The 18,454-nt window shown below is 39.4% G+C and carries 14 protein-coding genes; 2 read left to right on the top strand and 12 right to left on the bottom strand.

The genetic code is table 11. From position 1 onward, the window contains the following. Positions 1-32: 32 nt before the first annotated feature. From BGO88_RS13000 to BGO88_RS12960, 9 genes are all read right to left on the bottom strand, one after another. Positions 33-485 (bottom strand): carboxymuconolactone decarboxylase family protein, encoded by a 453-nt coding sequence (locus BGO88_RS13000; protein ID WP_273236660.1) that lies wholly within the window; start codon positions 483-485, stop codon positions 33-35. Positions 486-618: 133 nt separating this feature from the next. Then, on the bottom strand, positions 619-2,424 hold the full coding sequence (locus BGO88_RS12995) for a cytochrome c oxidase subunit I (RefSeq protein WP_056068063.1): 1,806 nt from the start codon (positions 2,422-2,424) through the stop codon (positions 619-621). Between the two features lie 40 nt (positions 2,425-2,464). Beyond that, on the bottom strand, positions 2,465-3,625 hold the full coding sequence (locus BGO88_RS12990) for a cytochrome c oxidase subunit II (protein WP_056068062.1): 1,161 nt from the start codon (positions 3,623-3,625) through the stop codon (positions 2,465-2,467). 19 nt (positions 3,626-3,644) lie between these two features. Next, complete coding sequence (locus BGO88_RS12985; protein ID WP_286707133.1) at positions 3,645-5,186, bottom strand: quinol:cytochrome C oxidoreductase; 1,542 nt, start codon at positions 5,184-5,186, stop codon at positions 3,645-3,647. A 27-nt stretch (positions 5,187-5,213) separates the two neighbouring features. Further along, on the bottom strand, positions 5,214-5,759 hold the full coding sequence (locus BGO88_RS12980; RefSeq protein ID WP_056068057.1) for a c-type cytochrome: 546 nt from the start codon (positions 5,757-5,759) through the stop codon (positions 5,214-5,216). A gap of 8 nt (positions 5,760-5,767) precedes the next feature. Further along, the gene (locus BGO88_RS12975; protein WP_056068054.1) at positions 5,768-6,292 is read right to left on the bottom strand and encodes a DUF3341 domain-containing protein; all 525 of its coding nucleotides are present in this window, start codon (positions 6,290-6,292) and stop codon (positions 5,768-5,770) included. Next, entirely contained in the window at positions 6,285-7,688 is a 1,404-nt protein-coding gene (nrfD, locus tag BGO88_RS12970) for an NrfD/PsrC family molybdoenzyme membrane anchor subunit (protein WP_056068052.1), read from the bottom strand. Before nrfD ends, BGO88_RS12975 begins: the two co-directional genes overlap by 8 nt. Positions 7,689-7,724: 36 nt before the next feature. Next, a complete protein-coding gene (locus BGO88_RS12965) occupies positions 7,725-10,796 on the bottom strand; it encodes a TAT-variant-translocated molybdopterin oxidoreductase (RefSeq protein ID WP_286707132.1) in 3,072 nt (1,023 codons plus the stop codon). Between the two features lie 31 nt (positions 10,797-10,827). Then, on the bottom strand, positions 10,828-12,153 hold the full coding sequence (locus tag BGO88_RS12960; RefSeq protein ID WP_286707131.1) for a c-type cytochrome: 1,326 nt from the start codon (positions 12,151-12,153) through the stop codon (positions 10,828-10,830). A gap of 220 nt (positions 12,154-12,373) precedes the next feature. On the opposite strand from BGO88_RS12960, the gene BGO88_RS12955 reads away from it, so the two are divergent. Then, the gene (locus BGO88_RS12955; RefSeq protein WP_056068045.1) at positions 12,374-12,763 is read left to right on the top strand and encodes an SPOR domain-containing protein; all 390 of its coding nucleotides are present in this window, start codon (positions 12,374-12,376) and stop codon (positions 12,761-12,763) included. Positions 12,764-12,818: 55 nt separating this feature from the next. Here the strand turns inward: BGO88_RS12955 and infB are convergent, their stop codons facing one another. From infB to rimP, 3 genes are read right to left on the bottom strand one after another with little or no spacing between them, the layout of a single operon-like run. After that, the gene (infB, locus tag BGO88_RS12950; protein WP_286707130.1) at positions 12,819-15,662 is read right to left on the bottom strand and encodes a translation initiation factor IF-2; all 2,844 of its coding nucleotides are present in this window, start codon (positions 15,660-15,662) and stop codon (positions 12,819-12,821) included. 44 nt (positions 15,663-15,706) lie between these two features. Then, positions 15,707-16,951 carry a transcription termination factor NusA gene (nusA, locus tag BGO88_RS12945; protein WP_056068041.1) on the bottom strand — a complete coding sequence of 415 codons (1,245 nt, stop codon included), beginning with the start codon at positions 16,949-16,951 and terminating at the stop codon, positions 15,707-15,709. Positions 16,952-16,965: 14 nt separating this feature from the next. After that, positions 16,966-17,430 carry a ribosome assembly cofactor RimP gene (rimP, locus tag BGO88_RS12940; protein WP_082482170.1) on the bottom strand — a complete coding sequence of 155 codons (465 nt, stop codon included), beginning with the start codon at positions 17,428-17,430 and terminating at the stop codon, positions 16,966-16,968. A gap of 184 nt (positions 17,431-17,614) precedes the next feature. Here rimP and BGO88_RS12935 point away from each other — a divergent pair, with 184 nt between their 5' ends. Further along, positions 17,615-18,439, top strand: coding sequence for a universal stress protein (locus tag BGO88_RS12935; RefSeq protein ID WP_056068458.1), 825 nt, complete (start codon positions 17,615-17,617; stop codon positions 18,437-18,439). Positions 18,440-18,454 lie beyond the last annotated feature (15 nt).

The following is an 18,454-nucleotide window of genomic DNA, read 5'->3' as shown; positions in this document are numbered from 1 at the left end:
ATTAAATGTAGTGAAAGTTTCCAATTTAAAAATCAGCCAAACTGGCCAACTTTGTAGGTTCCGATTGCATGAGGAAAAGCAATGTTGATTCGGTTCCAAGTATTGATGGTCGTAATTGCCAAAGTCAGATCAATTAATTCCTGTTCCGAAAATTGCGATGCTGTTTCTGCATAGACCGCATCTGTCACTTCACATTTAGTCAGTGCTTCTGCCCAGGCAAATGCAGCTCTTTCTCTTTCGGTGTAGTAAGGCGCTTCTCTCCAGGCACTCAAACCATATAAACGCTGTTCTGTTTCGCCTTTTGCACGGGCATCTTTTGAATGCATATCCAAACAATAGGCACAACCGTTAATTTGAGATACTCGAAAATAAACCAATTCTAAAAGTGCCAATTCTACTGGTGATTTTTTCAGGTAGGCACCAATCCCGAAAAGTGTTTTCATGGCTTCCTGTCCTTTTACATGAATGTTGATTCTTTGTTCCATTTTATTTGAAGTTTTAATTGTTATATACTGTAATGACAATCGGGATTTTGAAATTGGACAAAAAACCTAATTTTTTTTCAAAAAAAAATCCGTTTCAATTTCTTGAAACGGATTTTTTTATTCTTTTTATAATTTATGAATGGTGAAGTTCTTCTTCGCCTTCTTTCATTGGCACTGTTTGCGGAACGAAATCATCATCAAAGCCAGGCTTGCTGTAATCGTATGGCCATCTGTGAACTTCAGGAAGTTCTCCAGGCCAGTTTCCGTGAATGTGTTCTACCGGAGCTGTCCATTCCAAAGTATTAGATCTCCATGGGTTTTGAACTGCTTTCTTTCCGTAGAAAATACTTACGAAGAAGTTCCAAAGGAATACCAACTGGAAAGCTCCTCCAACTAAAGCAAATACAGTAATCAATACGTTTACGTTTTGCAAGTCATCAAATAACGGGAAAGCTGTGTTTGTATAGTAACGTCTTGGAAGACCTGCCATACCAATAAAGTGCATTGGGAAGAATACTCCGTAAGCACAGATAGCAGTTACCCAGAAGTGAATATAACCTAAGTTTTTGTTTAGCATTCTACCGAACATTCTTGGGAACCAGTGGTAGATTCCGGCAAACATTCCGTAAAGTGCAGAGATACCCATTACCAAGTGGAAGTGCGCTACCACGAAATACGTATCGTGAACGTTGATATCCAAAGTACTATCTCCAAGGATGATACCTGTCAAACCACCAGTAATGAACGTAGAAACCAATCCGATTGAGAAAAGCATCGCAGGGTTCATCTGCAGATTCCCTTTCCACAAGGTCGTGATGTAGTTAAATGCTTTTACAGCAGAAGGAATTGCAATCAACAATGTTGTGAAGGTAAACACCGATCCAAGGAACGGGTTCATACCCGAGATGAACATGTGGTGACCCCAAACGATAGTTGAAAGGAATGCAATCGCTAATATAGAAGCAATCATCGCTCTGTAACCAAAGATTGGCTTACGAGAGTTTGTTGCAATAATTTCAGATGTAATACCAAGAGCCGGTAATAATACGATATATACTTCAGGGTGTCCTAAGAACCAGAATAAGTGCTCGAACAATACCGGAGAACCTCCCTGGTAGTGTAATACTTCTCCAGCGATATAGATATCAGAAAGGAAGAATGAAGTACCAAAGCTTCTATCGAAAATCAATAATAATGCAGCTGATAAAAGAACCGGGAAAGATACGATACCAATGATAGCAGTAATAAAGAAAGCCCAGATTGTAAGTGGCAATCTTGTCATTGACATCCCTTTAGTTCTTAAGTTGATAACAGTTACTACGTAGTTCAACGACCCCATCAAAGAAGAAGCGATGAAAATAGCCATAGATACTAACCATAATGTCATACCTGTACCTGAACCTGGAATTGCCTGAGGCAAAGCCGAAAGAGGAGGATAAATTGTCCAACCTGCAGATGCTGGTCCCGACTCTACGAAAAGAGAAATCACCATAATCAAACTTGAAAGGAAGAACAACCAGTATGAAATCATGTTCATAAATCCGGAAGCCATATCACGCGCACCAATCTGCAATGGAATCAAGAGGTTACTAAACGTACCGCTCAATCCGGCAGTCAAAACGAAGAATACCATGATTGTTCCGTGAATTGTAACCAAAGCAAGGTAAGCATCGTTTCGCATTACTCCTCCCGGAGCGAATTTCTCTCCAAGGAAAAATTTGAACACGCCAAAAGATTCTTCTGGCCAGGCCAATTGCATTCTGAAAAGCATTGACATTCCCACACCAATAATACCCATGATGATACCAGTAATCAAATACTGCTTGGCAATCATCTTGTGATCGATACTAAAGATATACTTCGTGATGAAGGTATCTTTATGGTGGTGTTCGTGTTCGTGATCGTGTCCGTGATCGATATCGTGACCTACTGCTGACATATATTATAATTTAAATTTTATTTAAAAGATATACTAATTATTAATTGGCTGCTACAACTTTAGTTGTATCTGCTACTGGAGCTTTTGTCGTATCTGCCGGTGCTGCTGCACCTTCTTCTGCTTTAGGCTCTTTTTCAGCTTTAACTGCAGAAACCAATGTTGGCTTGTCGCTTAACCATTTTTTGAAATCAGCTTCACTTTCTACAACAATCTTCATTTGCATGTTGTAGTGAGAAGGTCCGCAAATTTTGTTACATAGCAATAGGAAATCAAAATTGTAAGGATCTAATCCCTGCTCCCCTTTTTTCACTAATTCAACACTTTTCTTAGCTCTTAGCTCGTTGATGTGTGCTACTTTTTCAACAATATCCGGATGCTGACGCATTTCAGCCGTAGTCTTAGTAGGAACAAATGCAAACTGAGTAACCATACCAGGAACACAGTTCATCTGAGCTCTAAAGTGTGGCATGTAAGCAGAGTGCAATACGTCCTGAGAACGCATCTTGAACAATACTTTTTTACCTTTTGGCAAGTGTAACTCTGTTACTACTTTGTCATCCTGAGCATTAGGGTCAGACACATCAACACCTAGAGTGTTAACTCCTTCAATATATCTTACGTTTGCTTTTCCAAGCACGTTATCTTCACCTGCATATCTGGCTTCCCATGAGAATTGTTTTGCATATAGTTCAACTACGATAACATCTTCATCTTCGTCAACAAACATAATGTTTGTCCATGCATACAATCCGTATAAGATTAAACCAGCCAATACGATTACCGGAATAATAGTCCAGATGAACTCTAATTTATCATTATCTGCAAAGTATAATGCTTTCTTTCCCTGCTTACCTCTGTATTTGAATGCGAAGTAGTGCAAAAGAGCCTGAGTAATGAATTGAACAGTGAAGATCAAAATCATCGAAATCCACATCAGGTTATCTACATCCTGCCCGTGTTCAGAAGCAGAGTTGCTCATTAATGGGAAGTGACCAAATTTAATTATGCAATAAATTGTCGTAACATATATGAAACCCAGAAAGGCAAACATCATATATCCATTAATATTATTGTCTCTGTCATTGGCAACTTGTGAGTTATCACTTAGACCGCCAATTTGAGTCAAATCGAAAATTTTAGTTAATTGCCAAATCGCAACAGCTAATAAAACTAAAACTATAATTACCAACAAACTTGTCATCTGTTTTTTTCTTTAAATATTAATAATGAAAATGTTTACTTTCCTCAATAAATGGATTTCTCTTAGCCAATAGAGGAGATTTAGATAGCGCTGTAAAGACTACGAAGATAAATAACCCAAGGAAGAAGAATATCGCTCCAATTTCACCTGCACCAATGAACCAACGGTCACCTACAGTAGCCGGCATAATCATATTATAAAAATCAATGTAGTGACCTGCCAGGATAACAACACCAGCCATAACAACAATCCAGGTCAAACGTTTGAAGTCTGTATTAATCAAAATCAATACCGGGAAAAGGAAGTTCATGGCAACCATTCCAAAGAAAGGCAGGTTGTATTGCTCGATTCTTGTAATGAAGTAAGTTACTTCTTCAGGAATATTCGCATACCAGATCAACATGAATTGTGAGAACCATAAGTAAGTCCAGAATACACTGATACCAAACATGAATTTAGCTAAATCGTGGATATGGCTTGTGTTTACATATTCCAAGTATCCTCTTGATTTCAGGTACAATGTAACCATAGCGATTACTGTAATACCGCTTACGAAGAAACTTGCGAAAACGTACCATCCAAACAATGTACTGAACCAGTGAGGGTCAACAGACATAATCCAGTCCCAGGACATGATAGATTCTGTTACGATAAAGAATACGAGGAATCCTGCTGATATTTTGAAGTTCTTTTTGTAGAAAGCGTTGTCGCTTGCCTGATCCTGAGCCAAACAGTTCTTTCTTGAGAAATATCTGTAAAGGTTCCATCCGATGATGAAAACTGCCGCTCTGATTAACCAGAAATATTCGTTCAGGTAGCCTGATTTGTTTGCAATCAGTTTGTCATATTTAGGATTTGCAGGGTCTAATAAATCTGCGTCCATCCATACAAACAAATGGTGTACGTGGAAAGCTCCAAGTGCCAAAAGAACAAATACAATAATAGAACCCCAAGGCAAATAAGCCGTGATTCCCTGCATTACTCTAAATAAAACCGGAGACCATCCTGCCTGAGCAACCTGTTGGATTGCGTAGAATGCTAATGCACCTAATGAAATCAACATGAAAAACAATGCTGCTACATAAACGGCTGCCCAAGGCTTGTTTTTTAATTGGTGGAAAACGTGCTCTACGTGTTTTGCGTGTTCTGCTGCATGAGCATCATCATGACCGCCTTCTGCTTTGTCATGACCGTGAGCCACAACAGCAGCATGATCATCATGGTGTTCTTCTGTTGCTGCAACTGCGTGAGCTGTATCTTTAGTAACTGAAATTGTATCTACATGAACTGAATCTGCCATTGAAGCTTCAGGTTTAGCTTCTGCGGCTGCTACTGTCTCATGAGCTTCTGTAGCAGTTCCATGAGCTTCATGCTTGTCATGGCCAGCCACTGCTTCATGATGTCCGCCATGTCCGCCGTGCTCTTCTGCTTCTTTCTTAAGGATTTCCTCTACTTCAGCTGTATTTTTTGGTGCAGTTAAAAAACTATATCCTACCCCAAGGATACCTACAACCATAAGGATAATAGAAAAGGTTTTTAATTTGCTTGAAAATGTGTACATATCTATTAAGATCAGTTTGTTCTACAATTATAATTCACTTTTTAGTTTCATCACATAAGCTGCAACCATCCAACGCTCTTCAACAGATAATTGATTCGCATGAGAACCCATTGCATTCAATCCGTAAGTCTCTACGTGAAAAACACTTCCTTCAGTGATAACTCTATCAGCATAGCTAGGAACACCTAAGAATTTCTCTCTTTTAACCAGGTTACCTTTTCCGTCTCCTTTTTCTCCGTGGCAGATTGCACAATAGATACCGAATAGCTTCGCTCCCTTGTCAGAATTTCTTGCAATTGAATCTAATGGAGATTTCAAATTAGCTTTTGCCAATTCATAACCGGCTGTTGAATTTTCATATTCATAAGGCTGGAAACCTCTTGGAATTGAACCTTTTGCAGGCAATTGCCCTTCTTTTCCATCTTTAAAAGCACCAGACTCAGAATAGGTTTCATAACCTACTGATTCATACATATTAGGAAAGTATTGATAATTTGGCTTTCTCTTGTTGTGACAAGAAACTGCTGTTATCGCGATTCCTACTAAAAGTGTTATTTTATATAAACTTTTCATATCTACTCTTAATGCTTTTCTATTACTTTAACTTCTACTGCTCCAGTATTTTGAAAGAATGCAACTAATTCATTCTCGTCTCCATGAACTGCAACTTCCATCAAAAAGTGATCGTCTGTAGTTCTTACATCCGGGTTTTCTGCTTTTTTGAATGGCCACAATCTACTTCTCATGTAGAATGTGATTACCATTAAGTGGGCAGCAAAGAAAACAGTCATCTCGAACATAACCGGAACGAAAGCCGGCATGTTTTCGATATAGCTGAAACTTGGCTTTCCACCGATATCCTGAGGCCAGTCAGAAATCATGATGTAGTTCATCATTGTTGTTGCCACAGAAAGACCTACTAATCCGTATAAGAAAGCACAGATTGCTAATCGGGTTGGAGATATTCCCATTGCTTTGTCCAATCCGTGAACTGGAAAAGGCGTGAAAACTTCTTCAATATGGTGATGAGCTGCACGTGTTTTCTTAACGGCATCCATAAGCACGTCATCATCATTATAAATAGCGTATATAACTTTATTACTCATGGTGTGAATGTTTATTTTCTTCTCTTTGTTTTTTATAGTTTTCTCCAGAAGATTTCAAGATTGTCTTAACCTCTGCTTGAGCAATCACAGGGAAAGATCTAGCATATAACAAGAATAATACAAAGAAGAAACCGATTGTTCCGACAAATATTCCAATATCAACGAATGTTGGTGAGAACATTGTCCAGGAAGATGGAAGGTAATCTCTGTGCAATGAAGTTACGATAATTACGAAACGCTCAAACCACATACCGATGTTTACCACAATCGAGATAACGAAAGAGAACATGATACTTGTTCTTAATTTTTTGAACCACATGAACTGAGGAGAGAATACGTTACATGTCATCATCGCCCAGTAAGCCCAAGCGTAAGGACCTGTAGCTCTGTTCAGGAATGCATATTGTTCGTATTCAACACCTGAATACCATGCAACGAACAACTCAGTGATATAAGCCACACCTACGATAGAACCTGTAATCATGATTACAATGTTCATCAATTCGATATGTTGTAGTGTGATATAAGCTTCAAGGTTAGAAACTTTTCTCATGATGATAAGCAGGGTGTTTACCATTGCGAATCCTGAGAATACCGCTCCCGCAACGAAGTACGGAGGGAAGATTGTAGTATGCCATCCTGGAATTACGGATGTTGCGAAGTCAAAAGATACGATTGTGTGTACAGAAAGTACAAGTGGCGTTGCCAAACCTGCAAGAACCAAAGAAACTTCTTCGAAACGTTGCCAGTCTTTTGCTCTACCGCTCCAACCGAAGCTTAAGATTGAATAAATTCTTTTTGTGAAAGGAGTGATTGCTCTGTCTCTAAGCATTGCGAAATCCGGAAGTAAACCTGTCCACCAGAAAACCAATGATACAGAAAGATACGTAGAAATCGCGAATACGTCCCAAAGCAACGGTGAGTTAAAGTTAACCCAAAGTGACCCGAACTGGTTTGGAATTGGCAATACCCAGTATCCTAACCATGGACGACCCATGTGAATGATTGGGAAAAGACCCGCCTGAACAACCGAGAAGATGGTCATTGCTTCTGCAGAACGGTTAATCGCCATTCTCCATTTTTGACGGAATAATAAAAGTACTGCGGAAATCAGCGTTCCAGCGTGACCGATACCAACCCACCAAACGAAGTTAGTGATATCCCAAGCCCATCCAATTGTTTTATTTAATCCCCATGAACCGATACCAGTAGAGATAGTATATATGATACAGCCTAATCCCCAAAGGAATGCGACTAGGGAGATTGAAAATACAATCCACCATTGTTTGTTGGCTTTCCCTTCAACAGGTGCAGCTACATCTACTGTTACATCGTGATAAGATTTATCACCTATAACTAAAGGTTTTCTAATGGGTGCTTCGTAATGAGACGACATAATCCTTTATCTTGTTTCTTAATTAATTATTTATGACTAGGTATTTCTAACTTTTACGTGATAGAATACATTAGGTTTTGTTCCAACATGTTCTAGCAAATGATACATTCTTGGGTCTTGCTCTAATTTAGCTACAGGACTTTCTTTCTCATTTACATCTCCAAACACCATCGAACCTGAAGTACATGCTGCAGAACAAGCACAAGCATCATTGAATTCACCTTCTTTAACCGGTCTTCCTTCTCTCTTCGCTTTCAAGATGACAGCTTGAGTTGACTGGATACAGAATGAACATTTTTCCATAACCCCTCTTGAACGAACAACTACATCCGGGTTCAACACCATACGACCTAAATCATCATTCATGTGGAAATCGAATTCAGAGTTTTTGTTGTACAGGAACCAGTTGAAACGACGTACTTTGTACGGACAGTTGTTAGCACAGTAACGGGTTCCAACACATCTGTTGTAAGCCATGTGGTTTTGTCCCTGACGACCGTGTGATGTTGCAGCAACCGGACAAACAGTCTCACAAGGAGCGTGGTTACAGTGCTGACACATTACCGGCTGGAATGCTACCTGAGGGTTATCTGAAGGGTGTTCCATTTCTCCAAATCCTCCAAGAGAACCTTTATCTCCGAATAATCCTTCGAATCCTTCTTTTTTCTCGTTGTCTTTTGCGAAAGTCTCTTCAGAAGAATAGTATCTGTCAATACGCAACCAGTGCATATCACGGCTTCTTCTAACTTCTGCTTTTCCTACAACAGGAACGTTATTTTCAGCATGACAAGCAATGACGCAAGCACCACAACCTGTACATGAATTTAAGTCAATAGACAATTTAAAGTGGTGTCCGATTGTTCTGTCAAACGAATCCCATAAGTCAACTGTATTTGCCTTAACAGGATTGTGGTCTAACGAAACCATTGGAGCCGGGTTCCATACGCTGGCATCCACTTTAGGGTCATTGAATACGCTAAGAGTCGTTTCCTTAAGAATATCTCCTCTTCCCATCAATGTTCTTTGCAACTGAACGCAGGCAAATTCGTGATCACCGCTAACTTTAGCAACTTTCGCGCCTTGATTTGCATTTGAACCTGCATATAATGCGTAGGCATTAACACCTACCTGCATTTCTTCTTTTAATGATTCTTTACGGCCATAACCTAAAGCAACACCAATTGTTCCTACTGCCTGACCTGGCTGGATGATAACAGGAACTTTTTCCAGTTTCGCTCCACCAACTTCGATAGAAACATAACTTCCGTTCAAACCTCCGTTTGCCACGTTGTAGTTTTCTACTCCTAATTTTTCAGCATCAGCTCTTGAAACTGTTACATAGTTATCCCATGAAACACGCGTAATCGGATCCGGGAATTCCTGCAACCATGGGTTGTTAGCCTGCTGGCCGTCTCCCATTCCTGTTTTAGTATAAAGAACCAATTCAAATTCACCTAATTTTTTAGCCTGAGCCAAATCAGAAGCTGCTTTAGCATAATCTGCATTACCACCAGAAACGGCAGTTACAGGCGTAGCATAAACACCATCGTGAACCAATTTGTTCCAGGTTGTTCCTGAAGCAATTGAAGAACCGACAGCTTTTAGGTAATCGTAATAAGAAGTTGAATTATCAGACCAAAGCAAAATAGCTTCCTGGAATTGTCTTGAATCGAATAATGGACGAATCGTTGGCTGCATGATGCTGTAATTTCCTTTAGAAATTGTAACATCTCCCCAAGATTCCAGGTAGTGAGGAGCCGGAGCGGCAATTGTAGAAAGAACAGCAGTTTCGTCTTCTTTCAAAGAGAAGGCTACTGATAATTTTACTTTCTTCAAGCCTTCAGCAAAATCTTTTGAAGCTGCAAGTGTGTAAACCGGGTTTACACCATTCATAATCAATGTATGAACGTTACCTGCTTTCATATCAGCTACTAATTGAGCAACTGCTTTAGCATCACCTTTTCTGGTCAATCTTGCACCGGAAGGATTGAATGCCTCGGATTTTAATGCATTGTTGATAGCAAACACAAGCAATTGTGCATTTAAATCATCCAAACCAGAAACCAAAACCCCTTTTGATCCTGCCGATTTAAGCTGCTGCGCCGCTTTTACCACTTCCTCTTCTCTTGCAATTTTTTGAGTTCCAACAGAAGCACCTGTGATGATATTATAAATTTTAACCAAAGCATGTTTTTGGTCCGTAATTGTCAATGGTATACGCTTATCAGCATTTGCTCCTGATAAAGACATATTTGACTCCAACTGGATGTGCTTAGACATTTTTCCGTTTTTCGGAACACGTCCTTTTGCATATCCTGAGTCAAATCCTCCACCTTGCCAGTCTCCTAAGAAATCAGCACCAACAGAAACGATTACTTCTGATTTAGAGAAATCGTAATCTGCCAAAGCTCTTTCTCCATATGCCATTTGGAAAGCATCCAAAGCATTGGATTCAGAAACCGCATCATAAACTACATGTTTTGCAGAAGGATTCTTTGCAATGAATTCAGCAATCAGCTTATCAGTAGATGGACTCGCCATTGTTCCTGTAAGTAATACTACCTGACCTCCATTTGCTTTTGCATCGTTTAAGCTAGCTTTAACTTTTGCATCAACATCAGACCATGAAGCGGCCTTTTTTGCAATTTTAGGCTGTTTTAGACGAGTACTGTCGTATAAAGAAAGAACGGAAGCATGAACTCTTGCATTAGCACTAAGTTTTACTCCGTCAACAATATTGTTTTCAACTTTAATTGGACGACCTTCACGGGTTTTGATCAAGATGTTAGCAAAATCAAATCCGTCAGCCATCGTTGTTGCATAATAATCTGCAACACCAGGAATAATTTCTTCCGGCTGTACTACGTAAGGAATCGACTTAATTACCGGACCTTCACAAGCCGCCAAAGATGCTGCTGCTGTACTAAATCCTACATATTTTAAGAAATCACGACGTGATGTTGATGTTGCTGATAATGATTCTTTGTCTCCTAAAAACTCTTCCACAGGAATTGGTTCTGCGAATTCGTTATTTCTGAGCGTCTCAACAATAGAACTATTATCGTTTAGTTCTTCAACACTTTTCCAGTATTTTTTGTTTGATGACATCGTATATATATATTAGCTTCTTAATAATTGATTAATAGTGACACTTACCGCATTCCAATCCGCCCATTTCAGCGGCAGTAAGTTTGTCTTTACCATACTTCTTAGCAAGTTCAGCATGGATTTTTTCGTAGTATGCATTACCTTCCATCTTAACATCTGTCTTGCGGTGGCAATCTACACACCATCCCATTGTAAGTGGTGAGTGTTGTTCCATAAGCTCAAATGTTTCAACCGGACCGTGGCAAGTCTGACATTCAACACCAGCAACAGAAACGTGCTGAGAGTGGTTGAAGTAAACAAAGTCAGGAAGATTATGAATTCTAACCCATTTTACAGGCTGTGTTTTTCCGGTATATTTTTGAGCTGCCTTATCCCAACCCACTGCATCGTATAGCTTTTGGATTTCTCCATCATAGAAAGCTTTACTGTGCTCCGGAGTTGCAGTAGTTTCGGCAACTTCAGAGATATTCTTGTGACAGTTCATACAAACATTCAAAGAAGGAATACCTGCCGTTTTACTAACTCTTGCAGAAGAGTGGCAATATTTACAGTCGATACCGTTATCACCAGCGTGGATTTTGTGAGAATAGTGGATTGGCTGGATTGGCTGATAACCCTGATCAACACCAACCTGCATCAAATAACCATATACGAAGTATCCGCTGGCTAGCATCAGGAAGATTACAGTAACCAAAACCAGGAATTGGTTTCTGGCAAAAGCAATCCAGATTGGAATAGTAGGCTCTTTCTTAATTGGCTCAACACCGTTTGCTTTAGCAATCTTGCCAAGAACATTGTTCACTAAGAACAACATCACAACCAACATTGCCATAACAAGAGCTAACGCACCAAGGATTACATTGTTGGAAACACCAACACCGCCTTGCTCCATTCCACCATCAGTAGAAAGACCACCAGCAGCAGCTTTAGGCTCAGCTTTTGGCTCAGATGTATACGCCAGGATATTATCAATATCAGCATCAGACAACTGAGGGAATGCAGTCATTACCGACTTGTTGTTTTCGTTAAAAACTTTTACCGCAGCAGCATCACCAGCCTTAATCATCGCCTGGCTATCTTTAATCCAGGCATGAAGCCATTTTTTATCATGTCTTTCAGTCACGCCTCTCAAAGCCGGACCTGTCATCTTCGCGTCTAATTTGTGACACGCAGCACAGTTGGCATTAAAAAGCGCTTTACCGGCAGCAACATCGCCAGCACCTGCAGCAGGAGCCGCGGCTTCGGCAGCTGGAGCAGCTGGATCTTGAGCAAAAGATGAAACGGAAAATGTTAGCATTAGCGCTAAACTGAACAGTAATATTCTTGAAATCGAATTATGGTTACCCACCTTTTTCATATTTAAAAATGATTATCGACTAATTTTGGTATGATTTTTTCTCATAAGAAAATAACGAGAAAATTCAATACGTTCTTTAAAACTTGCACAAAAATACGACTTATGAACTATTCTCAAAACCTTAAATAAGTCTTAAATACCAATTTATATTAATTCTAAATAATTTTTTTAGATTTGGTTAAAAACAGAAATATTACATTTGTACAAAATTAACTTCATTATGAGAATTTTAAGTCCGAAATCCCTATTCTTAAACGCTTCTTTCATAGCATTTTTAACAGTTTCAGCCCATTCACAAGAAAAAAACATTAAGGTCACACAAGACCCAAAATTTGAACAATTGCTAAACGAAAAACGTAAAATCAACTCTTCTTTAACCGTAAATGAAAGGTATAAAATTCAGATTTTTAATGGCGATAGTGAGAACGCCAAGAAAATGCTGCAGGATTTCAAGAAAGAGTTCAAAACCCTGGATGGCACCATTGTTTTCAATACGCCAACCTACAAGGTATGGATTGGAAATTTTAAGACTAAAATTGAAGCTGAACGCAATCTGGCCGATTTAAAGAAAAAGTATCCGAACGCACTGCTTATAAAGCCCGGCAAATAGATTAAACGATAAAAACAAAAAACCCGATGCTTTCGCATCGGGGTTTTTTATCTAATTATTTCAGTTTCTTCTTAACTGCAACTTCCTGGAAGGCTTCGATAATATCCATCTGTTCGATGTCATTATAACCTTTAATCTGGATACCGCAATCATAACCTTTCGACACTTCTTTAACATCGTCTTTGAAGCGTTTCAAGGTTGCCAGTTCGCCGGTGTAAATAACTACTCCGTCACGGATTAAGCGGATTTTAGAACTCCTGAAGATTTTACCGTCTGTAACCATACATCCGGCAATTGTACCCACTTTAGAAATCTTGAACGTTTCACGAATTTCTGCAGTCCCGGTAATTTCTTCCTTCATTTCAGGAGAAAGCATTCCTTCCATCGCATCTTTCAGGTCATCAATTGCATCATAGATAATAGAGTAGTTACGGATATCGATTTCTTCTTTCTCTGCCAATTGTTTTGCATTTCCGGAAGGTCTGACGTTAAATCCGATAATAATCGCATCAGACGCAGAAGCCAGGTTGACATCGGTCTCAGTAATCGCACCAACACCTTTATGAATGATCTTGATTTCGATTTCTTCTGTAGACAGTTTAGAGAACGAATCTGCCAATGCTTCAACAGAACCGTCAACGTCTCCTTTAATAATAATATTCAATTCTTTAAACTGACCTAAAGCAATTCTTCTTCCAAGTTCTGCCAGGGTAGTATGTTTCTTGGTTCTTGCAGACTGCTCACGGATTAACTGTGTTCTCTTAGCCGCGATTTGCTTCGCTTCTCTTTCGTCTTCAAAAACATTGAACTTGTCACCCGCTGTTGGCGCTCCGTCCAAACCAAGAATAGAGATTGGTGTTGAAGGTCCTGCTTCTTTAACGGCATTTCCTCTTTCATCATACATAGCCTTAACCTTACCGTGGTTTTTACCGGCCAATACATAATCACCTACTCTTAATGTTCCGGCCTGAACCAGAATTGTAGTCACATAACCTCTACCTTTATCCAACTGTGCTTCAACAACAGTTCCGACTGCGGCTTTAGAAGGATTGGCTTTCAAGTCAAGAATTTCTGCTTCAAGCAATACTTTTTCCAAAAGCTCCTTAACTCCGGTACCTATTTTAGCAGAAATATCATGAGATTGGTATTTTCCACCCCAATCTTCCACCAATAAGTTCATTCCTGCCAATTGTTCCTTAATTTTTTCAGGGTTAGCGGCCGGCTTATCAATCTTGTTAATCGCAAAAATCATTGGAACACCAGCTGCCTGAGCATGGCTGATTGCTTCTTTGGTTTGCGGCATAATATCGTCATCGGCAGCAGCCACAATAATGGCGATATCGGTTACCTGAGCTCCTCTGGCACGCATCGCCGTAAACGCCTCGTGACCCGGAGTATCAAGGAATGTAATTTTTTGTCCGTTATCCAGAGTTACCGCATAGGCTCCAATGTGCTGTGTAATTCCACCCGATTCACCCGCAATTACGTTTTCTTTACGGATATAATCCAAAAGGGAAGTTTTACCGTGGTCAACGTGACCCATCACCGTTACTATCGGAGCTCTTGTTACCAAGTCCTCTTCTTTATCTTCGATAATTTCCTGAGCTTCTTCGATGTCAGTTGTAATAAATTCAACATCATAGCCAAATTCATCAGCCACGATTGACAATGTTTCTGCATCCAGACGCTGGTTCATGGTCACCATGATACCCAAAGCCATACAAGTACCGATAACTTTAGTAATTGGCACATCCATCATGGTAGCAACTTCACCAACAGTAACGAATTCTGTCACCTTGATTGTTTTACTTCCTTCTTCTAATGCTCTTTGCTCATCATCAGATTTCTGACGGTGCGTATCTCTTTTATCTCTTCTGTATTTGGCAGCCTTAGATTTATTTCCTTTACCCTGAAGTTTTTCCAGGGTTTCTCTGATTTGGTTTTTAACCTCTTCTTCTGTAGGCTCAACTTTTGCCACAACTGCAGGTCTGTTACCTTTATTGAAACCAGGTCTGGCATTTCTATTGGCGTTGTTACCGCCTGCATTATTGCCCCCCGGACGCGGACCATTTCCGGGCTGCTGACCTTGTTGGCCACCTCCTTGCGGAGTTCCAGGCTTACCAGGGATTCTCTTCCTTTTATTCTTGTTATTGTTGTTGGCATTAGCACCCGCAGCACCAGGAGTACCCGGCTTATTTGGAGCCGCCTTCGGATCTTCCTTCTTCTTTTTAGGCTTGTTAAATTGAGACAAGTCAATTGTCTGGCCCGTGAAAGTAGTTCCTGATAATTTTTGATATTGTGTTGCTATCGCTTCTTCAGCAACAGGCTGGTCATTTTCAGCCTTTGGCGCAACTGTTTCTTTTTTAACTTCCTTCACAACCTCAGGCTTCACCTTTTCTTTTGAAACTTCAACAGGCTTTGGCGTTTCAACCGGAGCCGCTTGTTTTTCAACAACTTCCTGTACAGGCTCAGCAGGTTTTTCTGGAGCAAGAGTTGGCTCAGTGGCTTTTGGAGCTGGTTCTGTCGCCGGAGCTTTTTGCTCCAAATCGATTTTCCCCACTTGCTTAGGACCGCTCAATACAGCCTTAGCTTTGATGACTTCCTGACGTTGGCGTTCTTCTTCCTGTTTGCGTTTTTCCTCTATCTCACGCTCTCTTTCAATACGCAATGCCTCTTTCTCTTTTCTTTTTTCTTCCCCAACTTCTTTAGAAGCCTCTTTTCTCCCCTTATCGCCAGCAAATTGACTTTGCAGAATGTCATACTCCTTATCAGATATTTTTGCGTTTGGGTTAGCATCAATAGCAATACCCCTATCCTTAAGATAGTCAACGGCTCTATCTAACGAAATATTCAATTCCCTTAAAACCTTGTTTATTCTTATTACTCTTTCTTCAGACATAAAATCTTTTTATTATTACCTTTTTTGTTGTGTTGTTGCTGAGTTTAGTCTTCGAACTCTTCTTTTAGAATCCTTATTACATCAAGAATTGTTTCTTCTTCCAAATCTGTTCTTCTAACTAAATCATTAACATCTTGTTTCAAGATACTTCTTGCAGTATCAAGGCCAATTTTTGCAAATTCCTCGATTACCCAAGCATCGATTTCATCAGAGAATTCTGTTAATTCAACATCATCTTCTTCTTCTGCGATATTACCCTCACGGATAACATCCAATTCATATCCGGTCAAAAGACCAGCCAGCTTGATATTGTGTCCGCCTCTACCAATTGCTTTTGATACTTCTTCCAATTTCAGGAACACATCAGCTCTTTTAGTTTCTTCGTTTATTTTAATTGAAGAAACTTTTGCCGGGCTTAATGCTCTTGTAATAAACAATTGCGTATTGGTCGTATAATTAATAACATCAATATTCTCATTTCCTAATTCACGAACAATACCGTGAATTCTTGAACCTTTCATACCAACGCAAGCTCCAACAGGGTCAATTCTATCATCATAAGAATCTACAGCTACTTTTGCTTTTTCGCCCGGAATCCTAACCACTCCTTTAATAGTAATTAGTCCGTCAAATACTTCCGGGATTTCCTGCTCAAACAATTTTTCCAGGAACTTTTCAGATGTTCTGGACATAACAATCTGCGGCTTATTTCCTTTTAGCTCCACATTCTCGATTATACCTCGAACGTTATCTCCTTTTCTGAAAAAGTCTGACGGAATCTGTTTTTCTTTAGGAAGCACAATTTCATTTCCTTCATCATCCACCAAAATTACGGCTCTTGGACGAACATGGTGCACTTCTGCAGTATAAATATCGCCAATTAAATCTTTAAATTGCTTATACAGGTTCGTATTATCGTGTTCGTGTATTTTTGAAATCAGATTTTGGCGCAAAGCAAGAATAGCTCTTCTTCCCAGGTCAATTAACTTTACTTCTTCAGAAACTTCTTCGCCAATTTCGAAATCCGGCTCGATCTTTCTTGCTTCCGTCAATGTAATTTCTTCATTTTCAAAATCCAGATCTTCATCGGCAACAATAACTCTTCTTCTCCAAATTTCCATATCGCCTTTATCAGGATTGATAATGATATCGAAATTATCGTCAGAACCATACTTCTTCTTCAATGCATTTCTAAACACATCTTCCAAAATCGCCATAAGCGTTACACGATCAATCAGCTTGTCGTCTTTAAACTCTGAAAATGACTCGATTAATGCAATATTCTCCATGCCTATTCTTTAAATTAAAATGTTATTGTAACAATTGCTTCTTTTATGTCAGTATACGGAATCTCCTGTCTTTTCTCAACAGTTTCTTTTCCTTTACCTATTTTTTTAGGTTCTCTTGCAGTCCATACCAATGTGATGAATTCCTCATTTGCATCAGCAAGTTCTGCAGTTATAATATCGGTCGCAGTCTTTACCTGTAGTGTCCTACCTATGTTTTTCTTATACTGCCTTACCAGTTTCAGCGGAGCCGAAACACCTCCCGATGCCACTTCCAAAGAAAAATCCTGTTCTTCGCGGTCGAGATTATGCTCTATAGCACGACTGATGTCGATACAGTCCTGCAAAGTTACACCATTATCACCATCTAAAGTAACAATAATTTTGAAAGCATCGGTTATCGTAAGATCGATAAGAAAAATGGATGGTTTTTCTTCCAGGCCCGCTTTTAATAACTCACTAACTTTTTCCTTAAATGTCATATTTTTATAAAAAGAGGGGACTATTTGTCCCCTCATTATTTAAGTTTTAATAAATAACGCTGCAAATATAGTGTTTTTTTTCTATATTGAAAATCATTGTAGTATATTGTGCCATATTAAATTAAATTCTTACCTTTATGTAAGAAAAAACAAACTGTATAATCACATACTTATACTTAAAATTATGAAAAAAATTTTAGTTCCAACCGATTTTTCTGACCACGCAGAATATGCCCTGAAAGTTGCCGCCCAGATTGCTAAAAAAAATAACGGAGAAATCGTGCTTCTCCATATGCTGGAACTTCCGGGACAAGGAAGCGATGCGATAGGCTCCGGAAGCGACATTCCTGAAATCATGTTTTTCAAAAACAAGGCCATCGAAAAACTGGAAAGCCTGATGGACATCAGCTATCTTGAAGGAATTCCGGTATCAGAAATTATACAGTTCGAAAAAACATTCGAAGGAATCATCAACATCAGCAAAAAAAACAATGTAGACCTTATTGTTATGGGTTCTCATGGAGCCAGCGGTTTCCAGGAAATGTTTATCGGGTCTAACACAGAAAAAGTGGTTCGCTCTTCAGACATTCCCGTATTGGTCATCAAAAAAGAAGAAGGAGAATTTAGCGTAGAAAAATTTGTTTTTGCCTCTGATTTTACAGACGAAATAAAAGGTTCTTTTGCCAAAGTCGTAGAATTTGCAAAAAAATTCAACGCACATCTCAACCTGGTAATGATAAACACTCCGAACAGCTTCAAGTCTACTGAAGTTTCCAATAAAATCATGCAGGATTTCGTTTCCAATTTTGACATTAGCGACTATACTTTTCACATCTACAACGATACGAATGTGGAAAAAGGCGTTCTGAACTTTGCAAAAAGCATTAATGCCGATTTAATTGGAATGAGCACTCACGGAAGAAAAGGACTTTCCCACTTCTTCAACGGAAGCATCAGCGAAGACTTAGTCAACCATGCACAAAGACCGGTCGTTACTTTCAAAATTTAATAAAAACCGATTATA

This window comes from Flavobacterium sp. 38-13 (assembly GCF_001899155.1).
GTDB classification, from domain to species: Bacteria; Bacteroidota; Bacteroidia; order Flavobacteriales; family Flavobacteriaceae; genus Flavobacterium; species Flavobacterium lindanitolerans.
This window is presented reverse-complemented; position numbering and strand designations above follow the sequence as displayed.

What these genes read in the sequence shown, in the direction of transcription:
- infB (WP_286707130.1), bottom strand. Translation starts at nt 15,662, where the DNA reads ATGTCTGAAGAAAGAGTAATAAGAATAAACAAGGTTTTAAGGGAATTG.
- BGO88_RS12980 (WP_056068057.1), bottom strand. Translation starts at nt 5,759, where the DNA reads ATGAAAAGTTTATATAAAATAACACTTTTAGTAGGAATCGCGATAACA.
- BGO88_RS12985 (WP_286707133.1), bottom strand. Translation starts at nt 5,186, where the DNA reads ATGTACACATTTTCAAGCAAATTAAAAACCTTTTCTATTATCCTTATG.
- rimP (WP_082482170.1), bottom strand. Translation starts at nt 17,430, where the DNA reads ATGACATTTAAGGAAAAAGTTAGTGAGTTATTAAAAGCGGGCCTGGAA.
- BGO88_RS12965 (WP_286707132.1), bottom strand. Translation starts at nt 10,796, where the DNA reads ATGTCATCAAACAAAAAATACTGGAAAAGTGTTGAAGAACTAAACGAT.
- BGO88_RS12995 (WP_056068063.1), bottom strand. Translation starts at nt 2,424, where the DNA reads ATGTCAGCAGTAGGTCACGATATCGATCACGGACACGATCACGAACAC.
- BGO88_RS13000 (WP_273236660.1), bottom strand. Translation starts at nt 485, where the DNA reads ATGGAACAAAGAATCAACATTCATGTAAAAGGACAGGAAGCCATGAAA.
- BGO88_RS12935 (WP_056068458.1), top strand. Translation starts at nt 17,615, where the DNA reads ATGAAAAAAATTTTAGTTCCAACCGATTTTTCTGACCACGCAGAATAT.
- BGO88_RS12955 (WP_056068045.1), top strand. Translation starts at nt 12,374, where the DNA reads ATGAGAATTTTAAGTCCGAAATCCCTATTCTTAAACGCTTCTTTCATA.
- BGO88_RS12975 (WP_056068054.1), bottom strand. Translation starts at nt 6,292, where the DNA reads ATGAGTAATAAAGTTATATACGCTATTTATAATGATGATGACGTGCTT.
- BGO88_RS12960 (WP_286707131.1), bottom strand. Translation starts at nt 12,153, where the DNA reads ATGAAAAAGGTGGGTAACCATAATTCGATTTCAAGAATATTACTGTTC.
- BGO88_RS12990 (WP_056068062.1), bottom strand. Translation starts at nt 3,625, where the DNA reads ATGACAAGTTTGTTGGTAATTATAGTTTTAGTTTTATTAGCTGTTGCG.
- nusA (WP_056068041.1), bottom strand. Translation starts at nt 16,951, where the DNA reads ATGGAGAATATTGCATTAATCGAGTCATTTTCAGAGTTTAAAGACGAC.
- nrfD (WP_056068052.1), bottom strand. Translation starts at nt 7,688, where the DNA reads ATGTCGTCTCATTACGAAGCACCCATTAGAAAACCTTTAGTTATAGGT.